A 17,066-nucleotide genomic window follows, 5' to 3' on the forward strand; every position below is an offset into this window, starting at 1 on the left:
TTAGCATGGGTTAACGGGTGATGCCGCGGGTAGAACGCTCAATGGAGGCGGCGAAATGCTCGATTTCGGGCAAATCAAAGCGGCTACGCATTTCGACAAGCGCCTGCTCTGTAGTCAGTCCCTGGCGATAGACCATTTTATAGGCGGTGGTTAAGGCGCTAATTGCTTCGCGGCTAAAGCCGCGGCGCTTTAAGCCCACCAGGTTGAGGCCACGCGCTTCGGCAGGGTTGCCATTAATCATGATATAGGCGGGTGTGTCCTTGGTGATAATCGAGCCACCACCGGCCATGGCGTGATCGCCAAAGTGACAGAACTGATGTACTGCCGCCAACCCACCCAGAATGGCATGATCACCGACGGTGACATGGCCCGCCAAGGTAACCTGATTGGCTAAAATGCAGTCGTTACCAATCACGCAGTCATGGCCGACATGCACGTAGGCCATAAACAGGTTGCGCGAACCAATGGTGGTTTCGCTGCGATCCTGAACGGTGCCTCGATGAATCGTGGCGCCTTCACGGATCACATTATCGTCGCCCATCACTAACCGCGTGGGTTCGCCTGCGTATTTTTTGTCCTGACAGTCTTCACCTACCGAGGCAAACTGAAAGATACGCGTACGTTCGCCTAGCGAGGTGGGGCCTTTAACCACCACATGAGGGCCTATCACGGAGCCCGCGCCGATCGTGACGTCGGGGCCAATGATGCTAAAGGGGCCAACCTCAACGTCGTCGGCAAGGCGCGCCGCCGGGTCGACCAGTGCAGTCGGATGTATCAAGCCACCTTCCTCTCGGCACAAATAATTTCTGCTTCGCAGGCCAGCTCACCGTCAACCGTGGCACGGCATGCAAATTTCCAGATACCCCGTTTACCTCTAATCACGTCGGCCTCTAAGGTGAGCTTGTCGCCCGGCATTACCGGGCGTTTAAAGCGCACTTTATCGCTGCCCACGAGATAGTACACATAACCATCGGCAGGCAGTTTATTGACCGTTTTAAAACCGAGAATGCCGCATACCTGGGCCAGGGCTTCAATCACCAGTACGCCGGGCATAATCGGGTGATGCGGAAAGTGGCCGTTAAAAAATGGCTCATTAATGCTGACATTTTTGTACGCAACGATGGATTCGCCGGTGGTTAATTGCGTTACTCGATCCACCAGCAAAAAGGGGTAACGGTGGGGCAAGTACTCGCGAATTTCATTGATATCCATAACCATCGTAGCGACCTCTAAAATAACAAAAACCTGCAGCTCCTGAAGAGTGTCAGGCAAATACCAGCACGTGCACTGGTTAAAAGGCTGTGGATTATACCCCGCTGTTATCTAGTCTCAAACCAGCAGCGGGTAAAAGTCATGCAGCCGTTACTATTCACGTTGCTTTTTTTCCAATCGAGCCAGGCGCTTAGCGATGTCATCAAGCTGTTTAAAACGCACCGCGTTTTTACGCCACTGGGCATTAGCCATGGCGCCAGTACCGGATGAGTAGACCCCCGGTTCATGGATTGAGTTCGTGACAAGGCTCATACCTGTCACCTGAACGCCGTCGCAAATGGTTAGGTGACCGGATAAACCGACCCCACCACCCAGCATGCAGTGCTTACCGACCTTGGTCGAACCAGCAATGCCCACACAGCCTGCTAAGGCGCTGTGGTCACCGATAATGACGTTATGGGCGATTTGTACCTGACTATCAATTTTGACGTCATCACCAATCACCGTATCTCCCAAAGCGCCACGATCGATGCTGGAGCAACTGCCTACTTCAACGTCGTCGCCAAGCACTACGCCCCCCAATTGGGCGATTTTATGCCAGCCAGCGCCATCGTGGGCAAACCCGAAGCCGTCGCCGCCAATCACACAGCCGCTTTGCAAGATGCCCCGTTTACCGATAACCACGCCATGGCAGAGGGTGACATTGGCGTGCAGACGCGTTGCTTCGCCGATAATTGTATCGGCTCCCACCACGCTGCCCGCCCCAATGACCACACGGTCGCCCAGCACCACGCCTGATTCAATCACTGCATGAGCTTGAATGCAGACATCGGCGCCTAGCTGAGCATCTTCCGCCACGACGGCGGTGGGGTGAATACCGACGATATCGCGGGCAGGCAGTGGGTCAAACAACTGCGATAGCTTGGCATAGCCCAAGTAAGGGTTATCGATTTCCAGACGCGCTACCGGGCAGTGCTTGCCATGCTCAGGGTGCAGCAATACCGCGGCCGCCTTGGTCGTCGCCAAATCTTTCAGGTAGGCACGATTGGCCAGAAAAGCCACTTGATCCGGCTGCGCTTCTTTTAGCGTCGCCAAGCCGCGTATCGGCTGCTGGGCATTACCGCTGACGGCAATGCCCAATTGGCGCGCAATGTCTGCGAGGGTAAAGTGATGAGAAGCGTGCGTCATGGGAGCCCAGGGAAGCGTTGGTGTGGCCTGACCACACCAATTAGCGTTTAAATTTAGTTCAAGGTATCAAAAATCTGGGTGACTTCATCGGTCACATTGGGCAGATCCACACCTGAGTGCAGTACGCCCTGGGGTTCAACCAGCACATCAATACCATGGCGTTCCAGCACTTCTGCTACCGCTTGTTCCAGCTTAGGCTCGGCGCCTTCTAAAAACTGCTGCTCGGAACGCTGCTGTGCCTGCATTACTTCCTGGCGAAGCTGTTCAAAACGGCTGCCTTTCTGCTGAAGCTCGCTAATCAGCGACTCCCGCTGGGACTGAGCCATCGTTTCGCCTTCGTTCTGCAAACGCTGCTGAAGCTGCTGCAACTCATTACCCAGGTTTTGCGCTTCACGCTGCTGATTGCCAATTTGCCCTTCCAGAGTACTCATTGACGCCTGTGCGGACTGGGTATTCATCAATGCTGCTCGCCAATCCAACACTGCTACTTCTGCAGCGTGAGCGGGCAAAATCATCGCGCCCAACAGGCATACCACCGCTGTCAGTTTACGCATCATGTTATCTCCTTAGGTCACGCTAGCGCGCGCCACCATGGCACGCGGTCTAGCAAAATTAGAACGTTTGCCCTTTAGAACGTTTGTCCTAATGAGAACTGGAAGAACTGAGTGTCGTCACCGCTCTTATCGTTCAATGGCTCAGCAATGCTAAAGGTCAGCGGGCCTACCGGTGTCAGCCAAGAGAGGCCAATACCGGCGCTGTAGCGCAAATCGCCTAGATCAACGCCGGAGTTACACTGCTGACGCCCTGCGTCTTCTGCAAGCACATCGTAGCAAGAGGTCAGGAAGGTATTACCGCCATCCAAGAATAGCGATGTTTGCAGCGCGCGCTGATCTTCAACAAAGGGCAGCGGGAAAATGATCTCGGCGCTACCTTCTACTGAAACGTTACCGCCCAGCGTGCGGTCACGGCCGCCTTCGGTTGCTGGCGTGGTGCGCTGCCCAAGCGTATTCGACGTGAAGCCACGCACCGAGCCAAGACCACCCGCGTAGAAGTTTTCATAGAAGGGGAAGGGATCGTTGCCGCCCAGCGTATCGGCATAGCCGACATTGCCGGTAAATTTGAACGCCCAGGACTCGTCATCGTTAATCGGGAAGAGCTGTTGAGCACGGGCGCGCAGCTTGTAGTACTCCGAATCACTGCCCGGCACGCCGGTTTCCAGCGACAGTCGCTGATAGTTGCCATCGGTCGGCATAATACCGCGGTTGAGATTGTTGCGTGTCCAACTAGCGGTCAGCTTCAGGCTTTGCGCATCTTCGCCCTGATCTTCCACATAGCGACGAATTTCTGAGGCCGTGTCGAAGTAGGTTTTCACCGTTAGGTCTTCAACGCTGGCACCGAAGTTAAGACGCGACAGTTCGCTTACGGGGTAACCAAAGTTGATACCGGCACCATAGGCATCCGTCGAGAACGTCGAAATATCCGAATCGGCGTAATCTGTTTCGCGGTAAAAAACATTGTAGCCGCGAGAAATGCCATCCAACGTCCAGTAGGGATCAGTGAAGCCAAAGTTCACACTGGTAAAGGTGTCGCTGCGCTGAGCCCCTACATTGACCCGGTTACCCGTACCCAAGAAGTTATTTTGTGACAAGCCGACACCGTAAATAACCCCGGCACTCTGGGAGAAACCAACGCTGGCAGAGACCGACCCCGAGGGCTGCTCTTCGACATTATAAGTAACGTCGAGTAAATCCGGCTCACCAGGTACAGGCTGGGTATCCACTTCTACTTGGCTAAAAAAGCCCAGGCGTTCAAGGCGCTGACGCGATTGTGTAATGGCTTCGGTGGAAGCGGGTGCGCCCTCCAACTGAATCATTTCACGCCGCAGTACTTCATCCTGAGTAGTCGTATTACCGTAGAACTCGATACGACGCACGTAGGCGCGTTCACCGGGATTGACAGCAATCACCAGATCGACCGTTTCACCGTCCCCTGCCATTTCAGGCACGCCTTGAATATCAGCAAAGGCGAAGCCTTCGGCACCCAAACGCTGGCGCAGGGCTTCGGTGGAGGCATTCACATCGCCGCGGGAGAAAATCTCTCCTTCTTTAACGGTGAGTAACTGGCGAGCTTCGTTTTCGCTGATCTGTAGATCACCCGCGAAACGAATATTGCCCACCCGGTACTGGGCGCCTTCATCGACGTTCAGAGTAATAAAGATTTCGGACTTTTCAGGGCCAATCGATACCTGAGTGGACGTGACATCGAAGTTGACGTAGCCGCGATCCAAGTAGAATGAACGCAGCCGCTCAATATCACCGGAAAGCGCTTCACGGGAGTACTCGTCGCTAGAGAACCAGCCGAAAAAGCGTCCTGGCCGATCATTTAACTCAAACACGCCACGCAGCGTCTCATCATCAAAGGCTTCGTTACCAACGATATTGATTTGGCGAATCTTGGCCACTTCGCCTTCGTTGATATTGATATTGACCTGAACCCGGCCCTCATCGACCTCTTCCACTTCGGTATCGATGCTGGCGCTGTAGCGACCTTGAGACTGGTAGACGCCTTCCAGCTCGCGCTGTATCTCTTCCAGCGTAGAGAGCTCCAGTACCTGGCCTTCCGAGAGCCCTGATTCACGCAAACCATTGCGCAAGTCCTCTTCGGAGATTTGATCGTTGCCGCTGATCTGTAGCCGCGCAATAGTCGGACGCTCGACGACCTGAATAACCAGTACATCGCCTTCGCGTGCCAGGGAGACATCGTCAAATAGCCCTGTGGCAAATAAGTCACGGGCAGCAGCAGCTAATTGCTCTTCGCTGACGCGCTCATTGGCACTCACCGGAAATGCATTGAAGACCGAGGCGGCGGATACCCGCTGCAGTCCTTCCACTCGAATGTCTGAAACATCAAAGGATTGTGCTTGGGCGCCGCTGGCGCCTGCCAGCAAGAGTGCCGCCATTCCAAGGGTCTTGATTTTCATGCAGTCAATTCGCTCGCGTTGGTCTGCCTATCATTCCAGAAAGGCACCATATACATTTGTGCAGGCAGATGACAAGGCATCCTGCGCGCTACACGCGTCATTACCACAGGCGCATCAGATCAAAATAGAGGGCCATCAACATCAGGGTGCCGACCATGGCAAGCCCAATGCGCAGTCCTACGGCTTGGGTTCTTTCGGATACTGGCCGTCCACGCACGACCTCCATAAAATAATAGAGCAAGTGGCCACCATCGAGCACCGGGATAGGTAGTAAGTTTAGTACCCCAAGGCTGATAGAAAGATACGCTAGAAAGCCAATAAACGCTTCCATCCCTGCACGGGCCGAATCACCAGAGATCTGTGCAATGGTGATTGGCCCGGACAAATTGGAAGGCGAGATAAGCCCGACAAACATTTTGCGTATGGCATCTAAGGTTAAGAGCGTCATCTCTCCAGTGCGCGAAACAGCCTGGCCTACCGCTTCGATAGGGCCGTAACGGATTTCACGCTGAAACGCTGCTGGCCACTCGACCTGCTCGGCGCCTGCACCGATATAACCAATTTCAACCCCAGTGTCCAAGCGGTTACGCCCGGGGGTTAAATCAACACTCGACTGCTCGCCATTACGTTCATAGGTGAGCTGCAGCGTTTCACCTGGATTACCTCGCACCATATTAACGAAGTGCATCCAATCATCCACTGGTTCGCCATTAATCGCCGCCATCCTATCGCCCGCCTCAAGGCCTGCTTGCTCGGCGGCCTCTCCGCTCACTACTTGGCCTAAAACGGCCGGAAATTCCGGCTGCCAAGGAGTAATACCCAGCGATTGCAGCGGCTGTGGCGGATCTTGGCGAACCAAATAATCAGTCACCGATAAGCCAAAACGTTGAGGGTCGCTCGCGCCTTCGGGGCGGGCGTCTATATCCAGCTCACCGCTGAAACCAATAATCGATACCAGTTTGAGGTTAACATCTTCCCAAGAGCGCATCTCATCGCCCTGAATGGCGACAATTTCATCGCCATTGGCAAGTCCGGCTTCGGCGGCGGGCGAGTCAGGCGCAACGCTACCTACCATTGGCGACACCACCGTGGTACCCGCCACGAACAGTGCCCAGTAAGCCACAATCGCTAACAAGAAGTTGGCGATTGGCCCTGCCGCCACAATCGCAATGCGCTGCCACACGGTTTTGCGGTTAAATGCCTGATCAAGCTGCTCTTCCGGAACCGGCGCCTCACGCTCATCGAGCATTTTGACATAGCCACCCAGCGGAATGGCGGCTATCGCGAACTCGGTGCCGTGGCGGTCAACCCGCGACCATAGCGGCTTACCAAAGCCTACAGAAAACCGTAGCACTTTGACCCCACAGCGCCTCGCCACCCAAAAATGGCCAAACTCGTGGAAGGTCACTAACAGGCCCAACACCACAATGACCGCTAAAATATTCTGTATAAGGCCCACACTGAACTCCTTAATGCCCCGCTCTAACGACCAGCCCAGCGAATGCTTAAGCGTATCATTTTGTTACCAGTTCCAGCGCCTGCTGTCGCGCCCACTGATCCGTTGCTAATACGCTATCAAGGCTATCAACACGGCCTTGATAGGGGCGCGACAAGACGTCGGCGACCAGTTGCCCAATGGCTGTAAAGCCGATTCGACGCTGTAGGAATGCTTCAACTGCAACCTCATTGGCAGCGTTGAGCACAACGGGTGCCATGCCACCTTGCCGCATCGCTTCACGGGCAAGCCCTAAACAGGGGAAGCGAGTTTCATCGGGGGCTTCAAAATCAAGCCGCGCCACCTGAAAAAGATCCAGTGTCTCAACCCCGGCATCAATGCGCTCCGGCCACGCTAGCCCGTAGGCGATGGGGATGCGCATATCAGGATTACCCAACTGTGCAATCACCGAACCATCTTGATACGCCGCCATGGAGTGAATCACGCTTTGAGGGTGCACCACCACCTGGATTTGTTCGGGCGTGGCATCAAACAGCCAGCAGGCTTCAATAAGCTCTAGCCCTTTATTCATCAGTGTGGCGCTATCCACCGATATTTTACGTCCCATTGACCAGTTCGGGTGAGCGCAGGCCTGTTCGGGAGTGACATTGTTGATTTCCGCCTGGCTCCATGTACGAAACGGCCCGCCAGAGGCCGTTAGCAGCAGTTGACGAACGCCGTGCTTGGCAAGTCCGCCGCGGTGCTCCGCAGGTAGACACTGGTAAATGGCATTATGTTCGGAATCAATCGGTAGTAATGTTGCGCCAGAGCGGGAAACGGCCTCCATAAACAGCGCGCCGCTCATCACCAGCGCCTCTTTATTGGCCAGTAGCACGCGCTTGCCTGCTTCCGCAGCGGCTAGGGCAGGCAGTAAGCCCGCCGAGCCGACAATGGCCGCCATTACGCAGTCGACGCTGGCGTCCCGGGCAACATCGCACAGCGCCTCTGGGCCTGCGCTCACGTCAGTTGACTGCCCAGCCCGCTTAAGCTCTTGGCGCAGCCAAGCGGCATCGGCCTCATTATCCAACACGGCGACCGCAGGGCGATGCGCCAAGCACTGCGCTAGCAGAGCCTCTTTTGAGGTGTGCGCGGTCAGGGCATGCACGCAATAGCGGTCTGGGTGGCGACTAATCACATCCAGCGTGCTAGTGCCCACAGAGCCTGTCGAGCCAAGCACGGTCACACGTTGCCTATTAGCGAGTTGGCTCATAGCGGCGGCACCCGAGCAAACACCTCAACCAGTACTTCCACATAGAACAGTGCAAACAGCGGTATCGCCGCGGTGAGGCTATCAATGCGATCCAGCACACCGCCATGGCCGGGCAGCAACTGGCTCGAATCTTTGATATTACGATGGCGCTTGAGCATGCTTTCCAGTAGATCCCCTAGCACAGAGGCCAAAGTGACCACGGCGGTGATGAGTATCAGGGTAATTCCACCCACCAGGCCCAGCGGCAACCACAGCGCAAAGAGAATAGCCAGAATAGTGGTCGCCGCTAAGCCGCCGTATACGCCCTCCCATGATTTGCCAGGGCTCACGTGGGGAGCCAATTTGCGCTTGCCCCAGTGTCGCCCCACAAAGTAGGCGCCGATATCCGCGCACCAAACCAGCAGCAGCACAAACAGCAGCCAAGCCATACCGATGTCACGCAGAACGTTAAAGCCCACCCAGCAGGGCAATAGCACCCACAGGCCCATCGCCAGGCGCCGCACGGTGGACTGCCACTGCTCACCCGCCGCAGGGTAGCGGGTTACCCAGTAGAGATTCACCAGCCAACCGGCAGCAGAGAACCAAAGCGGCCATATTGATGTGGCGGCTCCGGCCAGCCACATGACCAGCATCAACACCGCCATCACGGCCACTAGCTGAGCACGCTGTGCGGTACGGGTAACGCCCGCCAGATTGGCCCACTCCCAAGTGGCGAGTAGCACCATCAACGCCGTAAATAGCGCAAAAGCGCCGCCGTCTAAACCAAACAGGCCAGCCAGCACCAGGGGTGCTAGCCAGGCTGCGGTGATAATCCGCTGTTTAAGCACCCTGCGCCTCTATTTGTTCGTCCGTCATGCCAAAGCGACGACGGCGCTGGCAGAAGTCGTTTAATGCCGCATCAAACGCATCCGCACCGAAATCGGGCCATAGCAGCGGGGAAAAGTGCAGCTCAGCATAGGCCAACTGCCAAAGCATAAAGTTGGATAGCCGCTGCTCACCACTGGTACGTATACACAGATCCACCGGCGGCACGTCATCAGTCCCCATTGCAGTGTCGAAGCACGCTTCATCGATTTGCTCAGGCGATAACTCCCCAGCCGCCACCTGCTCGGCTAAGGTGCGCGCCGCCCGTGCGATATCCCACTGCCCCCCATAGTTGGCGGCAATCACCAGATGCATCCCTGTATTGTCCGCGGTTAACGCTTCAGCACGCTGAATATGCTTTTGGATGGCGTGGGAAAAACCCCGCTGTTCGCCAATGATCGAGAGGCGCACATTACGCTCATTGAGCTTTTTGACTTCACGCTTAAGCGCCATCAAAAACAGCTCCATCAAGGCGTTGACCTCTGCGGCCGGACGCTTCCAGTTTTCGCTGGAGAAAGCAAACAGGCTGAGGGTTTGCACCTCGCGCTCGGCGGCCCGCTGAATCACCGCACGAACGGTTTCCACCCCAGCCCGGTGCCCACGCACCCCCGAAAGCCCGCGCGCGCGCGCCCAGCGGTTATTGCCATCCATAATGATGGCAACGTGAGACGGCGGGGCCTCCCCGGCCAGAGAAGACGCGCTGGCGTCGTCCGGCTGTTTTTCAGGAAGCTGCGGTGACGTCATGGATTCTCGCACCAAAGGTCAGTCATAAAAAAACCAGCCAGAGTGTGGCAAAACGGGCAGCCAAAGCTGCCCGCGGCTGAATAAAGCACAGGTTTATACCTGCATGAGATCCTGCTCTTTTGCAGTCAGCGCTTTATCGATCTCAGCAATATACTTGTCGGTCAGCTTTTGAATCGCATCTTCGCCTTCACGCTGATCGTCTTCGGTAATCTCTTTATCTTTTAACAACGACTTGAAATCACCGTTAGCATCACGACGTACGTTACGCACGGCAACGCGAGCGTTTTCAGCTTCGCTACGCGCCTGCTTGATATAACCTTTGCGGGTCTCTTCGGTGAGCATCGGCATTGGCACACGGATCACGTTGCCTGCACTGGCCGGGTTCAAGCCAAGATCAGAGGTCATGATGGCCTTTTCGATCTTCTGCACCATGCCCTGCTCCCACGGCGCAATCGTCAGCGTGCGAGCGTCCTCAACGTTGACCGATGCCACTTGGCTAAGCGGTACCTGGCTGCCGTAATAGTCCACGGTAACGGCGTCTAAAATGCTCGGGTGAGCACGACCGGTACGAATTTTATTGAAGTTGCTATGCAGCGCCTCAACGCTTTTTTGCATGCGCGAATCGGCATCTTTCTTAATATCGTTGATCACGTCATTACCCTCTGTATATCAGCGTGCCTTCCTTGCCCCCTACGACCATATTCAGTAGGGCGCCAGGCTTATTCATATCAAATACCCGCACCGGCATATTATGGTCACGTACCAGGCAGATAGCGGTCAAATCCATAACGCCCAATTTTTGATCCAGGGCGTCGTCGTAAGAGAGCTGGTCGTACTTCACCGCATCCGGATGTTTTACCGGGTCTTTATTGTAGACGCCATCGACTTTGGTCGCCTTGATCACTACGTCGGCGTCCACCTCAATGCCGCGCAAACAAGCTGCAGAATCGGTGGTGAAGAAGGGGTTGCCTGTGCCTGCAGAGAACAGCACTACGTCCCCGGAGGTTAAGTAGCGAATGGCCGTGCGACGGTCGTAGTGCTCTACAACGCCGCTCATTGGGATAGCCGACATCACGCGCGAGCGGATATTGGAGCGCTCTAGCGCATCACGCATTGCCAGCGCATTCATTACGGTCGCCAGCATGCCCATATGGTCACCGGTGACGCGATCCATGCCAGCCTCATTGAGCGCCGCACCGCGAAACAAGTTACCACCGCCAATCACGATGCCTACCTGTACCCCAATACCGACGAGCTGGCCGATCTCCAACGCCATCCGGTCAAGCACTTTAGGGTCAATACCAAAATCGTGTTCACCCATCAGCGCTTCGCCAGAAAGCTTGAGCAAAATACGTTTGTATTTTGACTTCGAACCCTCAGCCTTGCTGGGTGCTACATGGGGGGTAGGTTCTTGAACATCACGCGACATGGCATCTCTCCTGAGGCAGACCTGTAAACAGGCAGGCGGGGCAGCCCCGCTGTATAAACCCGTTATCAGGGTCGGCTAACTAACACCGGTTATACAGGGGCCGGATACGCGAAGGCGTGCGCTCACGCGCACGCCATCTTTTTTCTGAAACCTCTGACCTCAGCGACGGCCAGCCTGTTCCATAACTTCTTTAGCGAAGTCGACTTCTTCTTTCTCGATACCTTCACCAACTTCAAAGCGTGTGAAGCTTACCACTTCGCCGCCTGCGGCTTTCACGTACTCAGCCACAGTCTGGTTCGGGTCTTTAACAAACGGCTGCTCGGTCAGGCTGTTTTCTGCCAAGTACTTTTTCAAGCGGCCCTGAACCATTTTCTCTGCGATCTGCTCCGGCTTACCGGCCATATCCGGCTGCGCCAGAATAATCGCTTTTTCCTGATCCAACTGCTCTTGGGGCATATCGGCAGGATGCGCAACCGCAGGGTTGATCGCCGCCACGTGCATTGCAACGTCTTTCGCGACTTGCGAATTGCCGCCTGTTAGCACGGTCAGAACGCCAATGCGGCCACCGTGGACGTACTCGCCTACCAGACCACCGTCAACAGCGTTCACTACGATGGCACGACGCACACCGATATTCTCACCGATTTTCTGAACCAACTGCTCGCGGGCAGTTTCCAGTTCGCCAGCCATAACGGCGGCAACATCTTCGCTTTTCGCGGTGAAGAAAGCACCGGCGATTTTGTCAGCAAACGCGATGAAGTTGTCATCACGAGCAACAAAGTCAGTCTCGGAGTTGATTTCAACCATTACGCCGTAGCTGCCGTCTTCCGCTACACGCGTAACCACTACACCTTCTGCGGCGATACGATCGGCTTTCTTCGCTGCTTTTAGGCCGGAGCTTTTGCGCAGGTTTTCAATCGCAACTTCGATATCACCGTCGGCTTCGGTGAGTGCTTTTTTACACTCCATCATGCCGAGACCGGTACGTTCGCGAAGTTCCTTGACCTGAGAGGCGCTGATAGCTGCCATGAGAATTCACCTCTGAAATGGTTCTATGAGAGTTAGACGCAACACAGAGTATAGGCATGATAAATGACCATCATGTATCACGCTGCCCTATGTCTCTCTGTATTACGGGGCCGGTATTGAGTGCCGGCAAATTCGTCCGCTCAGACAGTTCATCTGTAGCGGGAAAAAGGGGGCAAAGCCCCCTTTATCTTGATGCGGCACACCTGCTCACCGCACCCACTGCTGCGATTACTCAGCGGCAGTGTTGTCTTCAGCTGCAGCGGCCTCTTCGGTCACTTCAACAAACTCTTGAGCGTTGGCTTCTTTGGCACGGCCACACGCATCCGCAATCGCTTTTACGTAGATCTGGATAGCGCGGATAGAGTCATCGTTGCCGGGAATTACGTAGTCAACGCCATCGGGGTTGGAGTTAGTATCCACCACGCCGATAACCGGGATGCCCAGCTTGTTGGCTTCGTTGATCGCGATGCGCTCGTGGTCAACGTCGATCACGAACAGTGCGTCCGGTAGGCCGCCCATGTTCTTGATACCGCCGATAGAACGCTCAAGTTTGTCCTGCTCGCGAGTCGCCATCAAGACTTCTTTCTTGGTCAGCTTCTCGAACGTGCCGTCTTCGCGCATGGTTTCAAGATCACGCAGACGCTTAATGGACTGACGGATGGTCTTGAAGTTAGTCAACATGCCGCCCAACCAGCGATGGTTGACGAAAGGCTGACCAGCACGGTTAGCTTCTTCTTTAATTACCTTGCTAGCGCTGCGCTTGGTGCCAACAAACAAAATTTTGTTGTTGGATGCCGCCATCTTCTCGACCACATCGATCGCTTCGTTCAGCGCCGGAAGGGTGTGCTCAAGGTTGATGATGTGAATCTTGTTGCGCGCGCCGAAGATAAATTTGCTCATCTTCGGGTTCCAGTACTTGGTCTGGTGGCCGAAGTGAGCACCTGCTTTAAGCAGGTCACGCATATTAACGTGAGACATGGTAGAACTCCTAAAACTCGGGTTAGGCCTCCACGCACCCCATGGATCCGACCGTTGACCACGTTAGACGCTGCCAGCGGCACCCGGGACCATGTGCCGGTGCATGTGTGTTTTTAAGGCTTGATAGTAAGCATCGCGCCCGTAAGTCGAGCACGCTGCGGATTCATCGCCCTGCCCTACTGCGTACTTCCCAGCCAAGAAGCTCGGAATCACGATTGCAGGAAAGCGCGCGGCTTTATACCATAGATCATTGCCAAGATGAAGTCGCACCCCGTTTGACGGTCTTAAATTGCGCCATTCAATTTTCCATTCTGCATTCATATCGAGCATTCATGAACGTTCCTATCAAGACGCCTTCTGAAATCGAACACATGCGCGAAGCCGGGCGCCAAGCGGCTAGCGTGATTGAAATGATCACCCCCCATATCCAGGCAGGCATTAGCACGGGGGAAATTGACCGTCTCTGCCATGAGTATATTGTTAACGAGCTAGGCTCGACCCCTGCACCGCTGAATTACCATGGTTTTCCCAAGGCGACCTGCACGTCGATCAACCATGTGGTGTGCCACGGCATCCCCGACGACGCCAAGAAGCTCAAAAATGGCGATATAATGAACCTGGATATCACCGTTAAGACCACCGACGGCTATCACGGCGACTCCAGCGTGATGTTCGTAGTGGGTGAGACGATTCAGGGCGAACGGCTGTGTCGCATTACTCAGGAATGCCTGTATAAAAGCATCGAGCTGGTGAGGCCTGGCGTACGCCTCTCGGAGCTTGCCCGCGTGATTCAAAAACATGCCGAAAGCAACGGCTACTCCGTCGTTCGCGACTTCTGTGGCCACGGCATCGGCGCCGAATTCCACGAAGAGCCGCAGTTTTTACACTACGACGGCTACGCACCGGATGCCGACATTAAGCTCGCCGCAGGCATGTGCTTTACCATCGAGCCGATGATTAACGTCGGCGGGTATAAAACCAAGGTGCTACGCGATGGCTGGACCGCCGTCACTAAAGACCGCAGCCTTTCAGCGCAGTGGGAACATACGCTGCTGGTGACCGAGGGCGGCGTTGAAGTGCTGACCGCGCGTGGCGATGAAGACTTCAGTTTTCTAACCAACTGATGCTATTACACCACCACCGGTTTGAGCCGGACACCACGCTTTACGACCTGGATCTTTTCCGCACTGAGCTTGCCGGTTCACGCTCGCCGGTGGCACCCTTCAAGGCCGCGCTGCGCGAGCTACAGGCGCGCCTGGACGACCAGTTTCGCGCCGGTGCAGACATTCGCGACCTTGTGCGCGGCCGCGCCTGGTACCTGGATCAGTTGCTGGCGATTGCCTGGGCACAGCATGAGTGGCCCGACGATGGTATTGCACTGGTGGCGGTAGGCGGCTATGGCCGTGGTGAGCTACACCCCCACTCGGATATCGATCTGCTGCTGCTACTGGAGCAGGACGATGACACCGCCTATCGTGAACCGCTGACCGCCTTTATCACCTTCTTGTGGGATATTGGCCTGGAAATTGGTCATAGCGTTCGCTCGCTTAGCGACTGCGAGCGGGAAGCCGAAGCGGATGTCACGGTGATTACCAACCTACTCGAATCTCGCCTGATTGCGGGGCCAGAAAGCCTGCGCGAAGCGATGCGCGAACGCCTCAGCGCCGAACATATTTGGCCCGCCGACCGCTTTTTTGAAGCCAAGTGGCAGGAGCAGATTTCCCGCCACTACCGCTATAACAACTCCGAGTACCACTTAGAGCCGAACCTCAAAAGCTCCCCCGGCGGGCTGCGCGACATCCAGATGATCGGCTGGGTGGCCAAGCGCCACTTCGGTACCGAACAGTACACCGATATCGTCGCCAACGGCTTTATGAACGACGCCGAACTGCGCATTTTAAGCCAGGGGCAGGCGTTCTTGTGGCAGGTGCGCTATGCCCTGCATATGCTTACCGACCGCGCCGAAGACCGCCTGCTGTTTGACCACCAGCGCACCATCGCCGAAATGTTTGGCTTTCGCGATACGCCGGAACGTCTGGCGGTTGAGCAGTTCATGAAGCGCTATTACCGGCACGTCACCGCGCTGGCGGGACTCAACGATATGCTGCTGCAGCACTTTGACGAGGTCATCCTGCGCGGCAAAGAAGCGCTGGAAACCGTCAAACTCAACGAGCGCTTTGAAACCAAAGGCGGCTATATCCAGGTTCGCTCGCGGACACTTTTCCGTGAACGCCCCGCGGCGATGCTGGAGCTATTCCTACTGATGGCCAAGCACCCCGAAATCGAAGGAGTGCGTGCCGATACCATCCGACTAATTCGCGATCATCGCCACCAGATTGACGACCACTACCGGGAAGACCCGCGCCACCAGCGGCTCTTTATGGCTATTCTGCGCGCCCCCGGCAATGTGCCCCGCCAGTTGCGGCGCATGAACCGCTACGGGATTCTGGGCAAATACCTGCCCGAATTTGGCCGCGCCATAGGGCTGATGCAGCACGACCTTTTCCACATTTACACGGTCGATGCCCACACCCTGCTGCTGCTCAAATTTCTGCACAATTTTCGCAAACCGGAAGCGAAGGGTGACTTTCCAGTGGCGGTGGCATTGATGCAGCAGTTGCCCAAGCTCGACCTGTTGTGGATCGCCGGGCTGTTTCACGACATTGGCAAGGGCCGCGGCGGCGACCACTCGGAAATCGGCGCCCGGGACGTTGAGCATTTTTGTCAGCGCCACCACGTCTCGCCCCACGACACGAACCTGGTCAGTTGGCTGGTTGAGCACCATCTATTGATGTCGATGACGGCGCAAAAGCGCGATATCAGCGACCCCGATGTGATTCGTGATTTTGCCTTGATCGTGCGTAACGAAACGCGCCTGGACTACCTTTACGTGCTCACCGTGGCCGACATCAATGCCACCAACCCCACACTGTGGAACGGCTGGCGGGCGTCGCTGCTGCGCCAGCTGTACGCCGAAACCAAGCGTGCCCTGCGCCGCGGCCTGAATAATCCGCCCGACCGCGACGACTGGGTGCGGGAAACGCGCACCGAAGCACGCTCTTTGCTGCAAACCATCGGCGTTAATCGTGAGCAAATCGATCATCTTTGGGAATCGCTAGGGGAAGACTACTTCCTGCAGTACGCCCCCAGCGAAATCGTTTGGCAGACCCAGGGCATTCTCAATCACAACCAGTCGCCGCTGCCGTTGGTGTTGATCAGCGCACCTACTGCGGACATGTCCGAAGGCGGCACCAAAGTGTTTATCCACACCCGTTCGGTGGACGACCTTTTCGCTGCTACCGCCGCGGCCATGGAGCAGTTGGGCCTGTCGATTCACGATGCGCGCATTGCGACCTCCCACAACGATTGGACGCTAAACACCTTTATCGTGCTCGACAACCATGGTCAGCCTATACGTGACCCAGGCCACATCGAAGAGATGCGCCGACACCTGGTGGAAGAGCTTGATGACCCTGATGACTACCCGGATATCGTCACCCGCCACACGCCGCGCCAGCTCAAGCATTTCAAGGTACCCACGGAGGTGCTGATTGAGCAGGATCCGGCCAATGAGCGCACGCTGCTGGAGCTAACGGCTCCCGACCGCCCCGGCCTGCTGGCCCGGGTGGGACGGATTTTTATGGAGCAGGATATCTCGCTTTCGGCGGCAAAAATCGCCACCCTGGGCGAGCGGGTAGAGGACGTCTTTTTCATCACCACCAAGGCAGGCGAACCGCTGACTGACCCCGAGCGCCAGCAGCAGCTGCGCGAACGTCTGATTGAAGTGTTGGGCGTTTAAAAGATAATTCACCGAACCCCGAGGCTGATGCAGAGATTGTAGTGCCAAGCCTGGGGGCGAGGGTAGGTTTCCGCGAGGGCGCTGTGAACCCCTCCATGGGCGCTACTTTCGCCATCTGACCGCCAGGGATGGCGGAAA

The 17,066-nt window shown here is 55.9% G+C and carries 16 protein-coding genes; 2 read left to right on the plus strand and 14 right to left on the minus strand.

Annotated features, from left to right (window positions below):
• Nucleotides 1-10 precede the first annotated feature (10 nt).
• From lpxA to K7H09_RS06665, 14 genes are all read right to left on the minus strand, one after another.
• Nucleotides 11-778 (minus strand): acyl-ACP--UDP-N-acetylglucosamine O-acyltransferase, encoded by a 768-nt coding sequence (gene lpxA / locus K7H09_RS06600; RefSeq protein WP_039860639.1) that lies wholly within the window; start codon nucleotides 776-778, stop codon nucleotides 11-13.
• Nucleotides 775-1,218, minus strand: a complete 444-nt coding sequence (gene fabZ, locus K7H09_RS06605) for a 3-hydroxyacyl-ACP dehydratase FabZ (protein ID WP_022520189.1) — start codon at nucleotides 1,216-1,218, stop codon at nucleotides 775-777. Before fabZ ends, lpxA begins: the two co-directional genes overlap by 4 nt.
• 147 nt (nucleotides 1,219-1,365) lie before the next feature.
• The gene (gene lpxD, locus K7H09_RS06610) at nucleotides 1,366-2,400 is read right to left on the minus strand and encodes a UDP-3-O-(3-hydroxymyristoyl)glucosamine N-acyltransferase (RefSeq protein ID WP_009288490.1); all 1,035 of its coding nucleotides are present in this window, start codon (nucleotides 2,398-2,400) and stop codon (nucleotides 1,366-1,368) included.
• Between the two features lie 53 nt (nucleotides 2,401-2,453).
• Entirely contained in the window at nucleotides 2,454-2,954 is a 501-nt protein-coding gene (locus tag K7H09_RS06615; RefSeq protein WP_027957768.1) for an OmpH family outer membrane protein, read from the minus strand.
• 74 nt (nucleotides 2,955-3,028) lie between these two features.
• A complete protein-coding gene (gene bamA, locus K7H09_RS06620) occupies nucleotides 3,029-5,380 on the minus strand; it encodes an outer membrane protein assembly factor BamA (RefSeq protein WP_411572272.1) in 2,352 nt (783 codons plus the stop codon).
• 100 nt (nucleotides 5,381-5,480) lie between these two features.
• Nucleotides 5,481-6,839: an RIP metalloprotease RseP gene (gene rseP, locus K7H09_RS06625; protein WP_039860633.1), complete on the minus strand. Its 1,359-nt coding sequence runs from the start codon at nucleotides 6,837-6,839 to the stop codon at nucleotides 5,481-5,483.
• Between the two features lie 55 nt (nucleotides 6,840-6,894).
• Entirely contained in the window at nucleotides 6,895-8,085 is a 1,191-nt protein-coding gene (ispC, locus tag K7H09_RS06630) for a 1-deoxy-D-xylulose-5-phosphate reductoisomerase (RefSeq protein ID WP_022520192.1), read from the minus strand.
• Complete coding sequence (locus tag K7H09_RS06635; protein ID WP_009288631.1) at nucleotides 8,082-8,912, minus strand: phosphatidate cytidylyltransferase; 831 nt, start codon at nucleotides 8,910-8,912, stop codon at nucleotides 8,082-8,084. Before K7H09_RS06635 ends, ispC begins: the two co-directional genes overlap by 4 nt.
• Nucleotides 8,905-9,693: a polyprenyl diphosphate synthase gene (gene uppS, locus K7H09_RS06640; RefSeq protein ID WP_022520193.1), complete on the minus strand. Its 789-nt coding sequence runs from the start codon at nucleotides 9,691-9,693 to the stop codon at nucleotides 8,905-8,907. Before uppS ends, K7H09_RS06635 begins: the two co-directional genes overlap by 8 nt.
• Nucleotides 9,694-9,786: 93 nt before the next feature.
• The gene (gene frr, locus K7H09_RS06645; protein ID WP_009288629.1) at nucleotides 9,787-10,344 is read right to left on the minus strand and encodes a ribosome recycling factor; all 558 of its coding nucleotides are present in this window, start codon (nucleotides 10,342-10,344) and stop codon (nucleotides 9,787-9,789) included.
• A 4-nt stretch (nucleotides 10,345-10,348) separates the two neighbouring features.
• Nucleotides 10,349-11,122 (minus strand): UMP kinase, encoded by a 774-nt coding sequence (pyrH, locus tag K7H09_RS06650; protein WP_007111718.1) that lies wholly within the window; start codon nucleotides 11,120-11,122, stop codon nucleotides 10,349-10,351.
• A 159-nt stretch (nucleotides 11,123-11,281) separates the two neighbouring features.
• Nucleotides 11,282-12,151, minus strand: a complete 870-nt coding sequence (gene tsf, locus K7H09_RS06655; protein ID WP_009288628.1) for a translation elongation factor Ts — start codon at nucleotides 12,149-12,151, stop codon at nucleotides 11,282-11,284.
• Between the two features lie 228 nt (nucleotides 12,152-12,379).
• Nucleotides 12,380-13,129 (minus strand): 30S ribosomal protein S2, encoded by a 750-nt coding sequence (gene rpsB, locus K7H09_RS06660; RefSeq protein WP_009288627.1) that lies wholly within the window; start codon nucleotides 13,127-13,129, stop codon nucleotides 12,380-12,382.
• Between the two features lie 63 nt (nucleotides 13,130-13,192).
• Nucleotides 13,193-13,459: a hypothetical protein gene (locus K7H09_RS06665; protein WP_027957764.1), complete on the minus strand. Its 267-nt coding sequence runs from the start codon at nucleotides 13,457-13,459 to the stop codon at nucleotides 13,193-13,195.
• Nucleotides 13,460-13,461: 2 nt separating this feature from the next.
• Between K7H09_RS06665 and map the strand changes: the two genes are divergently transcribed.
• Complete coding sequence (gene map, locus K7H09_RS06670) at nucleotides 13,462-14,253, plus strand: type I methionyl aminopeptidase (protein WP_022520194.1); 792 nt, start codon at nucleotides 13,462-13,464, stop codon at nucleotides 14,251-14,253.
• Nucleotides 14,253-16,928 (plus strand): [protein-PII] uridylyltransferase, encoded by a 2,676-nt coding sequence (locus K7H09_RS06675; protein ID WP_009288625.1) that lies wholly within the window; start codon nucleotides 14,253-14,255, stop codon nucleotides 16,926-16,928. Before map ends, K7H09_RS06675 begins: the two co-directional genes overlap by 1 nt.
• Nucleotides 16,929-17,066: the final 138 nt, after the last annotated feature.

This window comes from Halomonas sp. IOP_14 (assembly GCF_021021315.1).
In the GTDB taxonomy this organism is placed as follows: domain Bacteria; phylum Pseudomonadota; class Gammaproteobacteria; order Pseudomonadales; family Halomonadaceae; genus Vreelandella; species Vreelandella titanicae.